This window comes from Malonomonas rubra, assembly GCF_003247215.1.
In the GTDB taxonomy this organism is placed as follows: domain Bacteria; phylum Desulfobacterota; class Desulfuromonadia; order Desulfuromonadales; family Geopsychrobacteraceae; genus Malonomonas; species Malonomonas rubra_A.
Genome location: NZ_QKAP01000124.1, coordinates 1 through 19,583, shown reverse-complemented (window position 1 = coordinate 19,583; position 19,583 = coordinate 1). Strand labels below are relative to the sequence as shown.

The 19,583-nt window shown below is 55.4% G+C and carries 5 protein-coding genes; all 5 read right to left on the bottom strand.

Going from position 1 to position 19,583, the window contains the following annotated elements:
• Nucleotides 1-111 precede the first annotated feature (111 nt).
• Nucleotides 112-7,035 (bottom strand): beta-ketoacyl synthase N-terminal-like domain-containing protein, encoded by a 6,924-nt coding sequence (locus Q7J88_RS13155; protein ID WP_303722692.1) that lies wholly within the window; start codon nt 7,033-7,035, stop codon nt 112-114.
• 2 nt (nt 7,036-7,037) lie between these two features.
• Nucleotides 7,038-14,126: a type I polyketide synthase gene (locus Q7J88_RS13150; protein ID WP_303722691.1), complete on the bottom strand. Its 7,089-nt coding sequence runs from the start codon at nt 14,124-14,126 to the stop codon at nt 7,038-7,040.
• Nucleotides 14,123-15,547 carry a PfaD family polyunsaturated fatty acid/polyketide biosynthesis protein gene (locus Q7J88_RS13145; RefSeq protein ID WP_369682037.1) on the bottom strand — a complete coding sequence of 475 codons (1,425 nt, stop codon included), beginning with the start codon at nt 15,545-15,547 and terminating at the stop codon, nt 14,123-14,125. Before Q7J88_RS13145 ends, Q7J88_RS13150 begins: the two co-directional genes overlap by 4 nt.
• Nucleotides 15,548-15,847: 300 nt before the next feature.
• A complete protein-coding gene (locus Q7J88_RS13140) occupies nt 15,848-17,803 on the bottom strand; it encodes a cache domain-containing protein (RefSeq protein ID WP_303722689.1) in 1,956 nt (651 codons plus the stop codon).
• On the bottom strand, nt 17,803-19,167 hold the full coding sequence (locus tag Q7J88_RS13135; protein ID WP_303722688.1) for a sigma-54 dependent transcriptional regulator: 1,365 nt from the start codon (nt 19,165-19,167) through the stop codon (nt 17,803-17,805). Before Q7J88_RS13135 ends, Q7J88_RS13140 begins: the two co-directional genes overlap by 1 nt.
• Between the last annotated feature and the right edge of the window lie 416 nt (nt 19,168-19,583).

Here is a 19,583-nt window from a genome sequence, read left to right as displayed (position 1 = left end):
AACGGAGTAGGTTTGTAACATGGAAAGAGCCGTGGATAGAAGGGAAAATACAATCCCAACCAGTCACGGCTCTTAAATGGATGTTTCATCTAATTGAATCTGCGCCAGAAATCAGGGATGCAGGCGCAACGAAAAATCGTGTAGTTGATAAATCACTTTATTATCTACCGACAGGAAACCGTTCGCTTTCAACAGCTTCTGTTGCTCGTCAACCAAGGTGATCACCGCTTCTACCTTTACCTGATCGTTGCTTGGGATAATCTGGCCACGATAGTTCCAGCTGTGCTTCTCGTGCAGGGCGATGGTTTCAAAGCGGCTGTCCGCCGTTACCCCCCAGCGTTTCGCAGCTGCGACTTTTAACAGCTGCAGGAAGGATTCAAGTCCGAGCGAACCGGGACAGACCGGATCCTGATAGAAATGGGCCTTGAAGAACCATTCTGCCGGATCAACCTGTTTCAAGCCGCTGATATAGCCGAGCTGATTCGGTCCGCCATCGGCAACGAACAGATCGATCCGGTCGATCATGCGCAATTTCTTTTCCGGGAACGGCGCATCGGCCGGATAGGCAAATTGCTCTCCACGGGCTTTTTCCACTGCCGTCGGCTGGTACGGTTGCGCACCACGGACACCAACCTGCTGCGCCAAGGATTCGGCAGAGAAGAATCCGAACACGGTATCACCGGTGTAGACCGGTCCCAGTTTGTCACAGATCTCAAAATCATAGCTCTGGATGATCATGCCACCACTGCTGGCGACGCGGGTGATCTTGACGTTGGTCGTCAAAATCCCCGATTCGGGCGTTACCGCCCGGTGCTGAACGGCGTTGCCGTCCAGATTGCGGAATGACAGGTCGGTCTCACTGGTCAGCGCCGAGCCGAGATAGGCCGCCAGCCAGCCACACGGTTGCAGGCCGGTTTCAAGCAGCACGCTGAACGGCATCTCCGCTTGCCGTCCGGCGGCAAAATACCAGGCATCTGGCGGCACATCATATTCCGCCTCGATGGTTACGCCCTCCACCAGGTTCCAAGGTTCGCCGTTTATAGCGACAATTCGATCAAGAAACTGGAACGGCGGTCCCGGCAGGCGGGCGATCTTGCGCTCATTATCAAATACCTTGTATGGCTCGCCGAAGGCTTCCGACGGATTGCCGATAGCGAAGGCAGTGATGCGGTCGGTGTCGTACAACACCTGCTTCGGTTTCGCTAGAGAGGGTGTTACGGACAAACCTTGCCAGAGAGCTTCCACTTGCTGCCGATCCAGCCCGGAGAGTCGCACCGACATGTTCGGGATCTCGACAATCGGTTTGCCATCAGCAAACATCAGCGCATCGACAATCGCAAACGGCTCAGGACCGTAGCCAAGCTCCTTGATGCTGACCTGATAGGTAACCGTCCTGGTGGTTTCAATCACCTGCCCACGGCATTTGAGCCCGCTGTTGACACCGGGCACCGGTTCGCACCAGGTCTGCCCTTCTTCGCCGACCCATCCCATCCGCAGCAGAAAGATCCGCAAAGTATGCATGCAGCACTCATACATCAGCGTGCCTGGCATGACCCGGTCATCAACGAAATGGCAGGTCAGGAACCAGTTTTTGGGATCGATATCCATTTCGGCGGTGATCTGACCCAGCCCGTAGCGCCCGCCCTGCGGGTCGAGCTTGACAACCCGGTCGACCAGTTTCAGATGACCGCCCGGCATGGTGTACGGTTTCTGTAGCTGCAGGTGCGCGAATTGTTCCCCAAAGCAGGCCTCCAGATCTCCTGAGTAAAGGGCATCGACCTGAGCTTCGTTATAACTCTCCACCTGCATCGGCACCAAGTCGCGCCAGTCATTCGGCAGTTTGCCCGGCTGCGACAGCAGATCGAGCTTGGTATGCACAATCCCCTGCCCGGCCGCTAACTCTTCTTCGGTAAAGAACCCGGCGCAACCGTTCTGCATCGACAGCAGCGGCTCGCCGTTAACAGTCGCCTCGAAGTTAAAGCGGAACAGGTAGGTCTGATCCTGACGGAAGAAGTGATCGATCTTGATATCGTAATGGATGGTGTCACCGACCACCGGCAGACCGCGATGGAAGGTCACCACCGCGTCGAGCAGCCGGTAAACCGCCTTCCCTTTATGGATAAAGTCGATGCCGAGGTAGCCAGAGAGAAACAGATCGGCCTGCCCCGCCTCAACCGCCACACAGGTCGGAATCCGCCCACCATCCAGATACCAGCGATCGGCGGTGACGTCATGTTCGGTGACCACCCGGCCGCTGGTCATTGAACGAGGCTCGCCCTCGACAGTCAGAATACGGTCAACCAGCATCAACGGCTCATCCGGCAGACGCACACGGGTCGGATACCTGTCAACTTCAGCAAACTCGGGACCAAGCATCTTGGCGACCGAACCGACTGCAAACTCCATGCACATATCACGGCCGAAAGCGACCTGTTGCGCAGGCTTCACTGGAGCCGGGACTGCCGCTGGCACGATAACGGGTTGTGCAACCCGCAAAGGTTCTACCTGCGGAATCGGTTCACCGTTGGCGGCCATCTGCTGTAACAAAGACATCTGCAGGCTGATATTTTCGGCCAGCGTCTGTTCCATCGTTTTGGCAAATTGCAGGTAAGCTTCGTGGGTCATCGCACTGGCGGCGGCCGCTTCGGTCAGTTGCTGCAGCAAAGGATTCTGTACCCCAGCAGATGATCGTTTGGCAACCGGCTCGTTAAGCGTCGTCGTCTGTTTCGCCACAGCAGGTACTTCAAACGAAGTTTCTTGAACAGGCGCTGCAACTTTTTTGACTTCAGGCCTTGGTGGTTCAAATGGTTTTCCGCCGATTAGAGTGTGAATCAGCTTTTGCGGCGCAGCTGGTTCTTTTAGCACCACAGGATAAAGCGCCCCCAAATCTACCGCTACCCCTTCCGCCAGGCACTGTGCCAACAGCCGTAAAATCATCGATGTCTGATTCTGATTGGCGACACAGGTAGGCCGAGCAAGATGTGGCCGATCACCGAGGATACTGCTGATCATCCGGCTACAGGAATTCCCGGGCCCTACTTCGATAAAAATCCTTACCCCGTCGACGTATGCCTGCTCGATCACCTGCGGGTAATCGATTGTATCAAGCGCTTGTTCAAGAATAATGTCGGCGCAGTTGTCGCGACTCGGTTGGTATGTTTTGCCGCGGGCACAACTGTAGAAATCAATCCCCTCAGGAATTCTGGTGTCGAACAAGTGCAGATTGCGATACGCTTCAGCGACCGGTTTGACCACCCCGCAGTGCACAGTAGTCACGCCACGCAGTTGAATCATGTGACAGCCGAGTTCCTGCACCAGTTGTTCAACCTGCAGACGGTCACCACCAACCACGCATTCCTTGTAGGTGTTGATGATCAGCAGGTAGGCGCGGTCCTTCCCGTTCAGATGCTGACGCACCTTCTCCGCCGGTGCATCGACGATGCCGAGCACCCAGTCGGCCTTTTTACCGGCAGGCAGGTTCCAGATTTTCGCCGCAGCCTTACAGTCGCCGCCCAGGTCTTCGGTGAATAGAGCCGATTTCTCCAGTCGCTGCAGCATACCATCCCGTTCCAGCCAGGCCCTGGAAGAAAACAGGCCGGAGGATTCACCGAGGCTATAACCGCTGATCGCAGCCGGTTCGATGCCGAAGCTCCTGACCAGATCACTGATCGCGGTGCAAAGCGCCACATGCGAGATCACCAGCGCGTTGTGATCTTCGTAAATCGGCTCAGACAGCTGACTGCCCCAGAAGTGCTGCGGCTGGTATTGATCTGCCAGATACTCGCTCTCTCGATTCTGGCCGGCAAACACCTGCGGCCACTGTGCCGACAGTTCACGTCCCATTCCGGGGAAATGATTGCCAGATCCCGGAAAGACAAATGCCAGCTTGCCTGCGTCAGCCAAAGGAAGCGGACTGTAGAAAACTCGATCCCGCACCGACGCCAGCAGGTTCTGCTGGCCGTTTATCCCCAAAGGCTTATCCGGCTGATCCGTAAGCGATTGTATCGCATAGTCAATCTGTTCGACCAGTTCAGCGATTGTGCTGGCGACGAAGGTCAGGTAGAGTTTGCCGGCCGCCAGCGTGCCTGAATTATGCCACTGTGACGCCAGCGCATCGATGTCAGAAGTTGATCCTTGGCCAGCAAACCCCTTCAATTCAGCGGCATGGGCAATGAGTTCTGCGGCTGAATCACCCCGTAGGGCAAACAGTCCCTCCATCAGCCGCCCTAACGGCCGAACCGGGGTAGCCAGATCGGAATCTTCGTAGGATTCAAGCACGGCATGCGAGCAACTGCCGTCGCCCCCAACGGAACTAACCAACGCCTGACGCCGTCCTTCCGCACGGTTGTGCAGCCAGAACTGCGGCCCGGCAGGCAACATGAATTTGCGCTTACCGCGAATCCACTCATAACGAAGATGATCAACATTACGTAAAGGTGGCAGAATTTGTCTGTTAAGGCAGAGAGCGGTTTTGGCCAGAGCAGCCAACCCCGCTGCGGCACCGGCATGACCGATATCGGCTTTTACGCTACCGACATAGCAAGGGGAGCCCTCCTGCCTGCCGAAAAACTCGCCCAGCACATGCGATTCCAATTGATCTTCGTACGGAATGCCGCTGCCGGAAGTTTCCAGGTAGCTGACTTTTCCCGGGCCGGTTCCGGCATCGCTGCAGGCTTGTTGCAAGGCGCTACTGTACACAGCTGGCTGCGGTTGGGCAGAATCGCAACTACCGCCGACTGAAGTACCGACGCCTTTAATCACGGCATAAATCCGGTCGCCATCCTGCTTGGCATCTTCCAGTCTTTTAAGAACGACCGCCGCGGCCCCTTCCCCGATCAGGGTACCGTCGGCATCCTGCGCGAAAGGTTTGATTTTCCCCTTGACGGAAAACGGCATTGAAGCATGCTGACCGAGAACCGAACGCAGGTCGCCGGCCATGTCAACCGCGCCGACAATCGCCCGGTTGATCGAGCCCTCTTGCAAAGCCCGGATACCTACTTCTAGGGCGCGCAGCCCTGAGTTCTCCTCACTGGAGAGAGTAAAGCTAGGTCCGCCTACCTTGAATTCCTTGGCAATCCTGCTGGCCACTATACTTCCGAGGGCTCCCATGACCCGATTTGCCGACAGGGCTGGACCGGCGGCGTTCCGCAACTCAGCAACCCAGACATCCAACTCATCATTGGACAAATGGAGGCCAAGTTCTTCCGCCCAACCTTTCGCCAATTTCTGTATACTCCAGCGAAAAGTAAAGTTGGTCGCATTAAGATCAAGTCCGGTGCCGACAAAGACGCCGGTGAACAGTTGATCCTCGTTACGCAACCCGGCATCCTGCAACGCCTGATCGGCAACATTGAGCATCAGCAGTTGACGCGGCAACATCTCAACCAGTTCGGTAGGCGGAATCCGGAACTGTCCCGGCTTGACCGCTGCTTCCGGCACAAAATGACCTTTAAATGACCGCTTCAGTTCGGCAAGATCTTCAAACCAGTAACTTTGCTCACTCCCCCACCAATTTCCCGGCGCTGTCGGCTCAATTTTCTCATCACCACCAAAGACTCGCTCCTGAAATTTCTCCAGGCTGTCCCAGGGGCCGAAGTGAGTCCCCATACCAACAATTGCCACCGGCTGTGATTTTTTCCGATTGATCGGCAGATAAGTAACGGAACTTTTGGTCGATTTCTGTGGCAACCACTCTTCCACCAGCAAGTGCGCGTTGATGCCACCGAAGCCGAAGGCGCTGATCGCAGCCCGCCGGCCTCGCCCCGGTTTGCGTAGTTGCCAGGATTTGGCTTGATTCAGCACGCAGAACGGGCTGTTACCCATATCGATCCCATCAGCAGGGCTGGAATAGTTGGCGGTCGGCGGCAGAGTCTGATTTTTGAATGCCAGAAGCGTTTTCATCAGCGCGGCGGAACCGGCAGCAGTCAGAAGATGGCCGATATTTGATTTAACCGAACCAAGTACGCACTGCTGTCGCTGCCAGCCTTTCCCACCCCATAAGCTCTTCAGGCTTGAGAATTCGACCGCGTCCCCTACCGGTGTGCCGGTGGCGTGACACTCGATCAGGTCTACATCCTGAGGAGTCCATCCCGCCTGCTTATAGGCAGCCCGCATCGCTCTCACCTGCCCCTCGGAGACCGGTGCGAGAAGGCTCCCGCCGATATCGTTTGACAGGCCGATACCGCGAATCACCGCGTAGATGTTGTCACCGCTACGTACAGCATCCTCAGTCCGCTTTAAAACAAAGATCCCACACCCTTCACCGACAACCAGACCGTTGCCGTTTTTATCGAACGGCGAGCAGATTCCGGTCGGAGACAAGGCCCGCAACTGCGAAAAGCCCATCTGCGTGTAAAGGGAATCGGGTCGAGAGAGTCCACCGGCGAGCATCGCATCGGCACGACCGGCAAGCAGTTCGTCGACCGCCAGCTTGATGGCGTAAAGGGAGGAAGCGCAGGCGGCATCGATGGTGAAACAGGTGCCACCTAGGCCGAGCGCCTTGGCCAACATCCCGGCCGGCAGACCGGCGACATAACGGTTCAGCGGATCGATCGGTCCTTCGGTCGAGCATACTGCTTTGCCGAGGAGCTTCTCGGCAAAGGTCCGTCCCAGATACTCCCGTGCCATGGCCGAAGACTTCTCACTCGGCAGCGCCAGGTTACCGATGATGATCCCGGTGCGGTTGCGATCCAGTTGTTCGGTTTTTGCATCGGCAAAGGCTTGGGAACCGGTGCGCAACAGAAGCCGAAACATCGGATCGAGCCCGGCAAGAAAATCGGCATCGATATCGATGCCGGGGATGCTGCGCGTATCGCCTTCATCGGTGAGAAAACAGGCCTTTTTCGAATAGACCTTGTCAGCAACACCGACCTCCGGGTCGTACGCCTGCTCCAGATCGAGCAACCAGCGCCCATCCGGTGGCGAACCGGCGGTATCGACGCCCGAAACAATATTCTGCCAGAAATGATCCAGGGTCGGTGATTTTGGGAAAGAACCACCGACCCCGACAATCGCAACAGATTTTCCGTGCATCATGCTCAGGCAACTCCCTGCAGCTTGTTGCGCTGGAAGCTTTCATTCAAGGAAACATCGATGACACATTCGTAATCCTCGATCCGACCGATCAGCTCTCCCGTCAATGGATCAACGAAATCGATCTCAGCGGTCGCCTTGCTGGCGCTCTGCTCAGTAACCCGCACCCGTACTTCCGCTCCGGAAGTCGGGAAGCTGTCCTGATATTGGCGATAACGGCCTGTGTAGACCGGCAGAGAGCCCGCTTTGTACTGTTCGAAGCTCCAGAGGATCATCATCTGGAAGCTGCAGTCAAGCGCCAACGGATCGGCCAGCCAGTTGTTGCGCAACGGCTGATTAACCCACTGTTTCGGCTGAGGAGCCGGCGCGACCAGGGTGGTGATTCCCTCGGCTGAGCAACCTAGAACCTCACGGATGCCATGGAAATCAGGGCCATGGAACAGCCGATCCGGTTGATAGAGTTCAGCAAGCGAACGCGGGTAGTCATCCAGTTCCAACTTTGCGGCCACTGGTTTGGCTTCCGGCAACCGGCTGGCAAGAACAATCTTGGCGCGCGCATGAACGGACTCCAGACCATTACCCGCAGTCCCCGACAGTTCCACCGGTACCACGTGCATGCCGTCACTCTTAATCGCCTTGCCGGTCATTACCTGCAGGTTGTGCGTTTTTCCGTTCTCCAACTTGACCCCTTTGAGAATCCGCAGGTCATTAAAGCCATGGAAACGCAGGCCTGGGTTATTGTGAATCGCCCCATGTGCCATCCATTCGACGATCACCGCCATCGGCAAAACCGCCTTGCCGTCGAGAACATGTGACTTGAGGAACGGATACTGCTCAATCGAAAGATCGAGATCGAAGGCTTTGGAAACATAGATATTCTGATGTGAGGGGCTTTCCTCGACTGCTGCTTCTTCCGTCTCACTGCCAAGGATCACCAACTCAACCGGTCCGCCGGGTGGAGTGGCTATTTCGCGCACCAGATAATCAGCCCCGGCCGACAAATCGATCACCGAGATCCCTTCCTGCTCGAACACCTTTTTCAACGCCGGGGTCACCATGCCACCATCCCAAGGCCCCCAGTTAAGCGACAACACCCTACAATCGGGCCTCAGCAAGGCCTGCTGTTGCGCCTGTTTGTTCAGGATTTCATTGGCTATCGCATAATCGACCTGCCCGGTCCGGCCGAAGCGTCCGGTCGAAGACGAAAACATCACCATGAATTTCAGCATATCTTCACCGACAGCACAAAGTAGCGCACTCAACCCCTCGATCTTGGTTGAATAAACAGAACGGAACTGCTCGATTGTCTTATCTTTTATCAACCTGTCCGCCAGTACACCGGCGCCATGGATAAGTCCTTTTACTGGCCCATGCTGTTGGCGGACTTCCTCGATGACCGAACAGACATTTTCGGCATTACGCAGATCGACCGACCGGTAAATCGCTTTGCCACCGGCAGTTTCGATCCGCTGCAGGGTATAGCTGACTTCACGGTTGCTACTGATCTGCTGATAGCGTTCCGCAACATCACGCGGTTTCAAAGGAACAACCGAATTGGCAACCAGCGCCTGCTTAATTTGGGTTTCGTCGGTCAAACCCTGCAACCAATCCGGCTCAGCTTCCGGCAACGGACTGCGGCCCAGCAGCAACAGGGTCGCCTTGCTCGCCTCCGCCAATTTGATGGCCACTTCAGCGGTCACGCCACGAGCACCACCACTGACCACCACCAAATCACCTGCGACAACCGGCAACGCTGACTCTTCACTACTCAATCTCACCTCGGACAACTTGAGACCTTGCAAGCCTTGGGTGGAGATGCCGACCTCTCGCGGGCCGACCGTTAAAGCTTCCCCAGCGATCAACGCCGCAGCTTGCGAACTGTCTGTCATGTCAGCTGAAAGATCAAGGGTTTTGCACTCCACCTGCGCCCATTCATGGCCAGCGGTTTTAGCAAGCCCCGCCAGCCCACCCGAGACGGGATCAATTGATTTACCTCCCGGTTGCAAGCCAAAATACCCGTTGAGGCGCGATACAGTTGTGAAAAAAGCTGCTGTTTGATCTGCAGTCGCATTCAAGCTCTGCGCTGCCTTTTGTACCAGACTGAACGCTGTTTCGATAAAACTAGTATCGGTTCCCTCGACAGGAGTCAGTATCACAAGGCCCGCCATTTGTTCCGGGATGACACAGCTCGCCATATCCTGCCGCTTGATAATAATCGGTTGGAGATTCTTCGCTGCGAATTGGTCGCATATCGCCTGAGTCAAATCAGAGCCATCGTCAGTGACCAGCACCTGGCCGCCAACCGGCAACGGCAACAGCTCGCGAGCAGACTTGTTCTGCAAAGGAATCACTTTCAAAACCTGTCGACTGATGCCAGCTGCCGCTGGAACAACGCCAGCATCTTCCTGCTTGCTCTCGCCGGTACCGCTGACGCTGGCAAGGAAATCGACTATTTGGGCGACTGTCTGCAAGGTACCCAGGTGCTCTGGTTTGATCGCCGGTGCGCCCGGAAGTTTTTCCTGCAATGCGGAAAGGATCTCGACCCGTTTGATCGAATCGATCCCCAGGTCGCTGTCGAGCGCCATTTCCAATTCAAGCATTTCTACCGGATAGCCAGTCTTCTCGGCAATTACCCCCAGAAGCGTGGTCGCTACCATATTCCGGTCGATCTGCCCCAACTGGGAAACCGGCTGCGATGAGATCCCAGATTTCGGCTGAGTGGTTGCTGCCAGATGCTCAACGATCTGCCCGAGGGTTTGCAACACGCCTAAATCTTCAGGTTTAACCGCCGGGGCTTCCGGCAGTTTTTCCTGCAGTGCGGAGAGGATCTCAACCCGCTTGATCGAATCGATCCCGAGGTCGCTATCGAGCGCCATCTCCATCTCCAGCATCTCCTGCGGATAGCCGGTCTTTTCAGCAATCACTTCCAGCAGCACCGAAGCTACCTGGGTACTGCTAATGCCACTCATTACGGCTGGTGCTGCAGCGGCAGACCCCGCTGCACTCAAGTGTTCAACAATCTGCCCGAGGGTTTGCAGCACACCTAAATCTTCCGGTTTGACCGCCGGAGCCTCGGGTAATTGTTCCTGCAGTGCGGAAAGGATTTCGACCCGCTTGATTGAATCGATCCCGAGGTCGGTGTCAAGCGCCATCTCCATTTCCAGCATTTCCTGCGGATAGCCGGTCTTCTCAGCGATCACTTTCAGCAGCACCGATGCCACCTGGTCACCTGAGATACCAGCAGCAGGAACTGGGGCTACACTTGTCGTTTGTGGCATCCCAGCTCTCAGATGTTCGACGATCTGCCCCAGCGTTTGCAACACACCCAGATCTTCGGGTTTAACCGCCGGAGCCTCGGGTAATTGTTCCTGCAGCGCGGAGAGGATCTCAACCCGCTTGATCGAATCGATCCCGAGATCGCTATCGAGAGACATCTCCATTTCCAACATCTCGACCGGATAACCTGTCTTCTCGGCTATCACTGTAAACAACACGTTGGCAATCTTGACCGTATCTGCCGTGGTAGTTGCTGCAACGGGAGTTGCGGCAAGGCTGGCCGCCTTCGGCATGCCGGCATTCAGATGTTCAACGATCTGCCCCAGGGTTTGCAGAGTACCGAGGTCTTCCGGTTTGACCGCCGGGGCCTCGGGTAATTTCTCCTGCAACGCGGAAAGGATCTCAACCCGCTTGATCGAATCGATCCCGAGGTCGGCATCGAGGCTCATCTCCAGCTCCAACATTTCTTGCGGATAACCGGTCTTCTCGGCAATCACACTGAGCAGAGTTCTGCTCACCTTGCCGGAATCGATAACAGGAGCGGCAGCTGTTGTCTGTTGCGCCGGTTGAGCAACCGGAACTGCTTCAACCGATAGCTGAGGAGGTATAGCTGTTTGCTTCTCCGGCTGCAGCAGTGTCACGGGTTGCGCTGCTGTGGCTTCCGGCTGGGCTGAGAGCGGCACGCCCTGCAACAGGTTGCGCTGCTGTTCAACCAAGTTCAGGAACGATTTGGTCGCCGACTCCTGCCCTTGCAGATACTGCTGGTGCAAGCGGGATGTCTGTTCCTGTAGCTCTTGTAATGCCTGCATGCTCTGCTGGGTCATTAGTAACGCTTGCTGCAGCGATGAGGAATCTCCTGCGACTGAAGAAACCGGCGGGTGACCTGTCGGAGTTTGATCTGCCGACTGGGTTGATGCCAGTGTCTGTGCCACAGCCGGTTGAGCGGTTTTCGGCAATGGAGGCCGCTTCGCTGGTGCTTTGAAATAGTTGGCCCCGGACAGCTGAACCGTCATCCCTTTCTTCTTCGGCGACAACTGGCGTTGCGCCTCCAGATATCCGGCATCCCAAAGGTTGAGGTCGATATTGCAACCAAGGCTGCTCAGTTCGGCCAGCACACGGGCAAGATCGACAGTGCCGGAGCGCTTGCCATTGGAGGAATCGACTGCCATGGCGTGATATTCGCGGTCGCCAAGGATCGCTTTAACCATGCCGGTCAGACGGGCTCCAGGGCCGACCTCAACAAAGGTGCGGATTCCGGCCTTGTACATATTCTCGATCTCGGTGACAAAATCGACCGGCTTGGCAAGCTGTTCGGCCAGCAACTGTTTTGCTTTGGCGGTGTCAGCCGGGTAAATCTTGCCGGTGGTGTTGGCATAAACGTTTGCCATCGCCTTGCCGAAGGTGACCTGCTGCATCTTTTCGCCGAAAGGCACGCTGGCATCAGCGACCAGTTCACTGTGGAAAGCGGCCGATACCGCCAGGCGCTTGAACCGCATCCCCTGCTGTTCAAGTAGCGCAGCCGCTTTTTCAATTTCAGCCGTCGCACCGGACAGTACCGCCTGCTCCGGGGTGTTACGGTTGGCAAGCACCAGCTTCAGTTGCTGCTCGGCAAGGAACTGCTCAACCTCGGCGAGCGGCGCGGAAACTGCCAGCATCGAACCACGGTCACCGCTCCCGGCGGCCATCAACTCGCCGCGCAGCCGCGAGAGTAAATGCAGATCCTGCTGTGAGAGCACCCCGGCTGCACAGAGTGCTGTCAGTTCTCCATAGCTGTGCCCGGCATAAGCCTCGGCAGAGACGCCGAAGCCAGCCAACACCGCCTTTATTGCCAAGCTGACCGCTCCAAGTGCCGGTTGTGCGCTTTCCGTCGCACGTAGTTCGACTTCACGCTGTTCTGCAGCTTCGACGCTAAAAGTCGGCAGCGGATATATTTTGTCGATCAGACGACCGGCACCTTTGCCGGTTGCTGCAGAAAAGCTGCGCTCGGCAACCTGCAATTCACCGAGCGCAGCCGGGAACTGCAACGCAAAGTCCTTGAGCATGCCGGTGTATTGCGCACCCTGCCCTGGAAACAACATCGCCAGATTACCTGAAGTATCGACGGCAGAAAAATAACATCCGTCCGGAGTACTCCAGATATCCTGGTCAGATTTGCTCTCCAGCATCATCAAGGCTGTTTTCAGTTGGCCGGCACGACTGGTCTTGCCGTTTTCGATCACCAGCGACAGCCGCATCGGCTGATTACTGTCAAATTTTTCTCGGCTTTCTGCAGCAGCCAGCCGCAGCTGCGACCAGTCGCCATCGACCGGAAATTCTCGCAGAACTGCGCTCAGTCCAGACCGATCCATTGCACTGAAAGCGGCGATCTGTACCACGCCGTCCCAGTCGACGACCGATTTTTCGGCCTGATATTCCTCCAGCAGACAGTGGAAATTACTGCCACCAAAACCAAGGGCGCTGACCCCGGCACGGCGCGGGTGCTCGGCACGTGGAATCCAGGGGCGCAATTCGGTGTTGACATAGAACGGGCTGTCTGACGCAAGCAGTACATCCTGCGGCTTTTTTACCTTGATGGTCGGCGGCAGCACCTTGTGATGCAGAGCCAATGCCGCCTTGATCAGGCCTGCAGACCCGGCAGCAGCCTTAGTATGCCCGATCTGCGATTTGATCGAACCGATGGCGCAATAGGGTGTCCCGGCGGCCCCGAACACCTCTTTCAGCGCCGAAACCTCTATCGCATCGCCGACCTTGGTGCCGGTGCCATGTGCTTCAATCAGCTCGATGGTATCGGGAGTTATCCCCGCCTGCTGATAAGCCCGGCGCAACGCATTTGTTTGTCCGCTTGCACTCGGCTCGTAAATCGCCGATCCGCGGCCATCGCTCGAGGAACCAACCCCTTTGATGACCGCATAGATCCGATCACCTGCAGCCTCTGCATCGGCCAGCCGTTTGAGGACCACAATCCCCAATCCTTCACCAAGGGTGGTGCCGTCCGACTCTGAATCAAAGGGACGGGCATGACCGGACGGCGACAGGGCCGGGGTCTTGCTGAAACAGGTGTACATGAAGATATCGTTAAAGGTATCGATCCCACCGGCGACCACCATGTCCGCCTTGCCGGACTGGAGCTCCAGGGAGGCAAGATTTATGGCGCTCAACGAGCTGCCACAGGCGGCATCGACCACGCAGTTGGTGCCGCCGAAATCGAAATGCTTACTGATCCGGCCGGCAACCACGTTGCCGAGCAACCCCGGAAAGGAGTTTTCCTGCCAGGGAACGTAGGAATCGGCGATCCGCTGCATCACATCTTCGGCAATATGATCTGCAATACCGGCGTCTCTCAGCGCTTCTCGCCAGCGGGGGAAACCAAGCCGGGCGCCGAGCGGGATAACCAGTTCCAGCGTGCCGGTAACACCGAGAATGACGCTGACCTTATCCCGATCGAATTCCTTTCCGGAAGCGTAGCCAGCATCACGCAGAGCCTGCTCGACGGCGACCAGCCCGAGCAGCTGCGAGGTGTCGATCGCCTCCAACGCGTTCGGCAAAATCCCGTATTCCATCGGGTTGAAGTCAACCGGCGAAAGAAAACCGCCACACTTGGCGTAGACGTGATCGGGAGTTTTCGGATCGGCATCGAAATAGTCTTCGGAGCGCCAGTGACTTTCAGGAACTTCAGTGATCGCATCAACACCCGCTTTTATATTCGACCAGAAAACCCCTGTGTCACCTGCTTGAGGGAAAAGACTGCCGATTCCGACAATCGCCAATGGGGTGGATGGGGCAGGCTGTTCGATATTTTCTCCGCTGTGGTTCTTCAACTGAGAAACTCCTTGATTTGCGTTACTGGCAAAGGGGGAGCAGGGTCGGTAACGGCAACGACACCACTCTGTTGTTGCAATTGATTGGCGCGCATCAACACCGCTGCGCCAAAGAGGATATTGTAGGCAACATCGACCACTTTGCGATCCGCTGGTGCCTCCATAAAAGAGCCTTTTGCCCACTCGTTAAAAGCGCCTATCGCCGGACCGCACCAGATCTGATAGTCGATTTTGCGGCTCGGTTCGCCTTGGTTCGCCCAAACCGGAGATTGGCCGAGATACCAGCGAAACACCAGCGCCATCTTGTATTTTGGATCGGCTTCCGCCTTTTCGTTCTGGCGTGGATCGCGCACCGCAAAATAGCTGCGGGTTTGTTCCCAAATTCTGTTCAGGGGAGCGCGGAAAAAAGTCTTTTCCAGCTTGTCCCGCTCATCAACCGGCAGAGCGTCGATGCTGTCGTAAGCCCGGTACAGTTCGTACAGCTTGTGCGCCCGGATCGAAAACATGGTGCCGCGCTTGACAACCTGAACCTTAACCCCCAGCTCGAACATATCGCCGGAGGGAGCCATGGTGATATCGGCCTGCCGGGTTTCCGCCAACATCTGCCGTACCGTATCGCAGGTGCCGGACTCGACACAGGCCTGATTGACTGTGCCGGTCACCAGATAAGCAGCCCCCATCGACAATGCGGCAACAGCCGAAGCTGGCGTGGCGATACCGCCTCCCAAACCGACCCGCAACGGTTGCGGGTAACCAAACTGCTGTTGGAGCTGGATGGTCTGCGCCTTGATAGTCGGGAACAGGGCCAAGGCCGGGCGGTTGTCGGTGTGGCCACCGGAATCAGCCTCCACGGTAATGTCCTGCGCCATCGGGATTTGTTTTGCCAGTTCCGCCTGATCAGCGGTCAGGTCGCCGGACGCGACCAGCTGGTTGAGCATTTTCTCCGGTGGAGGCGACATAAAACGGGCAGCAACCTCTTCTCGCGAGATCTTTGCGATGACCCGGTTAGGCACGACAATCCGGTCGTTGTTGTCACGATAGATGCCATGAGTGCGGAACTTGACGATCGGCAGGCTGAGCGCCATGAACGCCGAAGCCTCTACCAAGCGCACCTGCTTGCGCAGATACAGCTCGATCAGCGCCTTTTCCAGTTCCGGTTCATTCGGGCTGTGAATCAGGTTGACACCGAAACGGAAATCCGGTCCTTCCGCCTGCAGCTGATCGATCGCGGCTTCCACCTGTTCCAGAGACAGGCCAGCAGAACCGAAAAAGCCTAACATTCCGGAATGACCGAACGCTTTCGCCATTGCCACCGAACTGATCCCCTTTGCCATCGAACCACCGATATAGGCATAACGGATACCATGATCCTGGCAGAAGGAACGGTCGCCAAGCGACTCCAGGGGACAGGCTGCGATCATCCCTTTAATTGCGGTTAAATCACCGGTAAATTCGGAAACCGGCCAAAGGCTGGTCTGCCCTGCTAGTTCGGCAATAAATAAACCATCCTCAATTCTACGCAACGAACTGAGATCACAATGAAACTTCGTACAATCGAGATGCATATTTCTGTCGATATTTCACTTGAAAAAGTAAGATGCCAATAAATTCTTCGCCCCAGAAGCGGAAGCGGCAAACAGCGTCGATTCACAAATCTTGCATATTGTCATTAAGAGGCGTTGTAAATCAAGATTTTTAACTGCTTTTGAAGTTTGAGAACTCTACAGAGGTAGGGTTATTTGAAAGCAAGCTCCGGGAGCATGTTCTGCAACCAATTCGATGTTTCCTTCATGCGCCTGGATAATACCGTAGCTGACCGAAAGACCCAGCCCGGTTCCACTCTTTTTAGTGGTGAAAAAAGGATTGAAGATCTTTTCCTTTTCCTCTTGGCTGACGCCCGGCCCAGTGTCTGAGATTCTGATGACGACATTTTCCGCTTCAGCATAGGAAACCAACTTGAGAATTCCCTCGCCCTGCATCGCCTGCAAAGCATTGAGGATGATATTGGTAAATACCTGCCGCAAACGTTCATGATCACCGGGTATCATCGGCAGCTTCTCCAGCTGGCGCTCGATTCGGACCTGTCCAAAAGGTTGCTGGTGGCTGATTTGAGCAAGTATTTCTTCAAGTAATTGATTAACTTCAACCTGTTCAGAATTCAGCTCCTGACGACCGGCAAAACTGAGGAGGTTTTTCGTGATCAGAGAAACCCGCTCAACCTGATTCATGATCTCCCGTGCCTCTTCCTGTTCGGGCGCATCAGCAGCGAGGCTCATCTGTAAAATTTCAACATTGCCACGGATGATCGCCGCCGGGTTGTTGATTTCATGAGCGACACCGGTCGCCAGTGAACCGATCGCCGCCAGTTTTTCATGCCGCAGCAGTTGCTCCTGAGCTTTGATCAACTGTAAACTTTTCTCCTCCAGCTGTGAAGTCCGCTCAGCGACCTTCTGCTCAAGCTGCCGATTCAAAACCTGCAGTTCTTCGTCACTTTTTTTCAGCGCGTTGGTCATATCAGCAAACGCCTCGGTCAAGTGACCGATCTCATCCTGCCCAGCGACCGGCAAAGGGATATCCCGTTCGCCACCGGCAATCCTTTCCGCCGAGTTCGCTAAAGCCAATACCGGTCGCGATAAACGCCGGGCAAACCAGCCGGCCAAAAGGCCACCAAGCACACACCCTAAAATCAAGAACCCCAAAAGGGTCAAAAAAGCACGAATTTTAACCGCAACCAACGGTTTTTCCAGCATGCCGACATAAAGCGCACCAATCGCTTTGTCTGTGACATCGAAAATCGGTTCATAGGCGGTCAAATACCACTCGTTGACAACAAGAGCGCGTGCCAGCCAGCTTTCACCGCGTTGCAAAACCGCTTCGGCAACTTCATTCGAAACACGGGTGCCGAGAGCCCGCTCTCCGTTTTTCAAACGAACGGTCGTCGCTATTCGCAACTGGTCAAGAAAGATCGTTGCGCTGCCAACGGCAATCCCTTCGAATTTATCCTGCCCGTAAACCAGCTGATTGATCCGGTCAACCAGCGCCAAATTGTTGTTCAGCATGATGCCGCCGTAAAGGCAGCCGATCGGTTTGCCTTGCGGACTGAGTACGTGGATGGCGGCAAGCAGAAACATCCCCCGCCGCTCAAGCGGGGCTGCCGACTGAACCGGGCCATAAATCTGCGCCCTTTTTGCCAGCTCTAGGTTTTCGCGGCGCAGTTCCGATTCACTCAACAATACCGTGCCGTGATAGTGCCCGGTCTTAAGCGCGCCCTCCACAAAGCTTACGACTTGCGGCAAATGGTTTGCTGTCGCCGACAGCAGCATGTTGCCAGAAAAATCGGTCACATTCAGAATATCCAGTTTTTCCTGTTGCCTGATCGCGGCCAACTCGCTGGCCAACAACCGCTGATCGCCGGTCTCCATCGCCTGAGCCAAACTGGTCGAGCGGGCGGTAAAACGAACCACCTCATGCAGACGCTGCTGCTCCTGCTCGAGGACAACACGCGCAGCATTCAAATCGTTGCGGATCTGTTTCTGGGTCTGGTTGACGATCGAAGCATTGATCAGGTAGGAGGCAGCCAATGCCACCAGCAGCAGAATCAGCACCAGCGGCGCAACGGCGGCCAAGGTCAGCTTGCCGCGGATCGAACGAAAACTTGCACGGAACGGGCTGGTCATCAGTCAAGCAACTCGGATTGATTGAGATCGAACTCTTTGATCTTCCGATCGATAGTTTTGCGGGTCACGCCGAGGAGTTCGGCAGCGCGGCTTTTATTCCACTTGGTCTCTTTCAAGGCCCGGATCACCTGCAGCCGCTCTGTATCACGCAGGTTAAGCGGCAACGCATCTTCCGCCACGTGCGACTCCGGTTGGGTAGCAAAAGGCAGGTGGGAGCTAGCTATCATCCCGCCACGCGCGAGGATACTGCAACGCTCCATGACGTTCTCCAACTCCCGGACATTGCCAGGCCAGTGGTAGTTTTTCAATGCCTCTAGCGCCTCCGGTTCAATCCCTTCGACACTACGCCGACTCTTGTTGGCGATCTTCTTTAAAAAATGTTCGGCCAGAGGCTCTATATCTTCACTTCGCTCCCGTAACGGTGGCAGTTCGATGCTGATCACATTGAGCCGATAGAACAGATCCTCACGGAAGCGACCGGCGGCGACTTCCTCCTGAAGGTTTTTGTTGGTTGCGGCAACAAATCGGACATCAACCTTTTTGGTTTTGGTCGAACCGACCGGGATAAACTCTCCCTCTTGCAATGCCCGCAGCAACTTGGCCTGCAACGACGGGCTTAATTCACCGACCTCGTCAAGAAATAGTGTCCCCTGATCGGTCTCTTCAAGCAACCCTTTTTGCGCTTGCACGGCACCTGTAAAGGCGCCCTTCACGTGCCCGAACAGTTGACTTTCCAAAAGGTTATCTGAAAGGGCCGCACAGTTGATGGCCAGAAACCGGTTCTCTCTGCGCGGGCTGACATAGTGAATGGCTGCAGCAACCAGTTCTTTGCCGGTGCCGCTTTCACCCAGCACCAACACGCTTGAATCGCTGTCGGCTACAGCGATCGCCAAGTCATAGGCCTGACGGAATTTATCGCTGCGAAAAACAGGAGTCTCTGGAACCTTCTGTTCTCGCAGTTCTTTCTTCAGGGCAGAATTCTCTTCCCGCAGCCGATGTTGCTCCAAGGCATGTTTCACTACAGCAAACAGCTTTTCCTGCGGAAACGGCTTGGTCAGATAATCGTAGGCACCGATTTTCATCGCCTCGACGGCTGACTCGATGGTGCCATGGCCGGTCATTATAATCACCGGCAGCTGAGAAGGCTGGTTTTTCAATTGCTTAAGCACTTCGATTCCGTCCATCTCGGGCATTTTGACATCAAGCAATAACAGGTCAGGAGTAGTGTCAAGTTCCTGAAGACTTTTCAGTAGCAGCACGGGGCTGGCAAAGCTTTCGGTCTGGTAGCCCCAGTTTTTCAGCATCTTGCTGAGGTAGCGGCGCATCCCTTCTTCGTCATCGCAGATCAGAATTTTTTTCGTCATAACCTTCTATGGTTTTTCATTGCTCGGGTTTTCAATCGATTCCAAGTGTTTGTCTGCCAAAAAATATCGTACACGCAATATTCGGCCCATTGGAAGCAACTTGTATGTTTTTCTCGGTAAACATTCAAAAAAGCTGTCCTTCGGTTCCGAGAACTACATGGCCATGGATCATTTCATCAATAAAGGATTGGGTCATCACGACCCACTCAGGGACAGGATGACCCAGCAAGGGGCGTTTTTTTAGTGCTTGGTCAGCGATATGTTTTGGTGGGGACAAATGGCATTTATTGAAACTTTTCAGCTAATTAGAAAATGGCGTAAACGGATTGGTACGCACCTTGCGCTAGGAGCAACAGCTTTCATTTAAGTTTGATGGCAAAAAAATCCAAGCAAGGAGAGAAATGCATGACCATCTC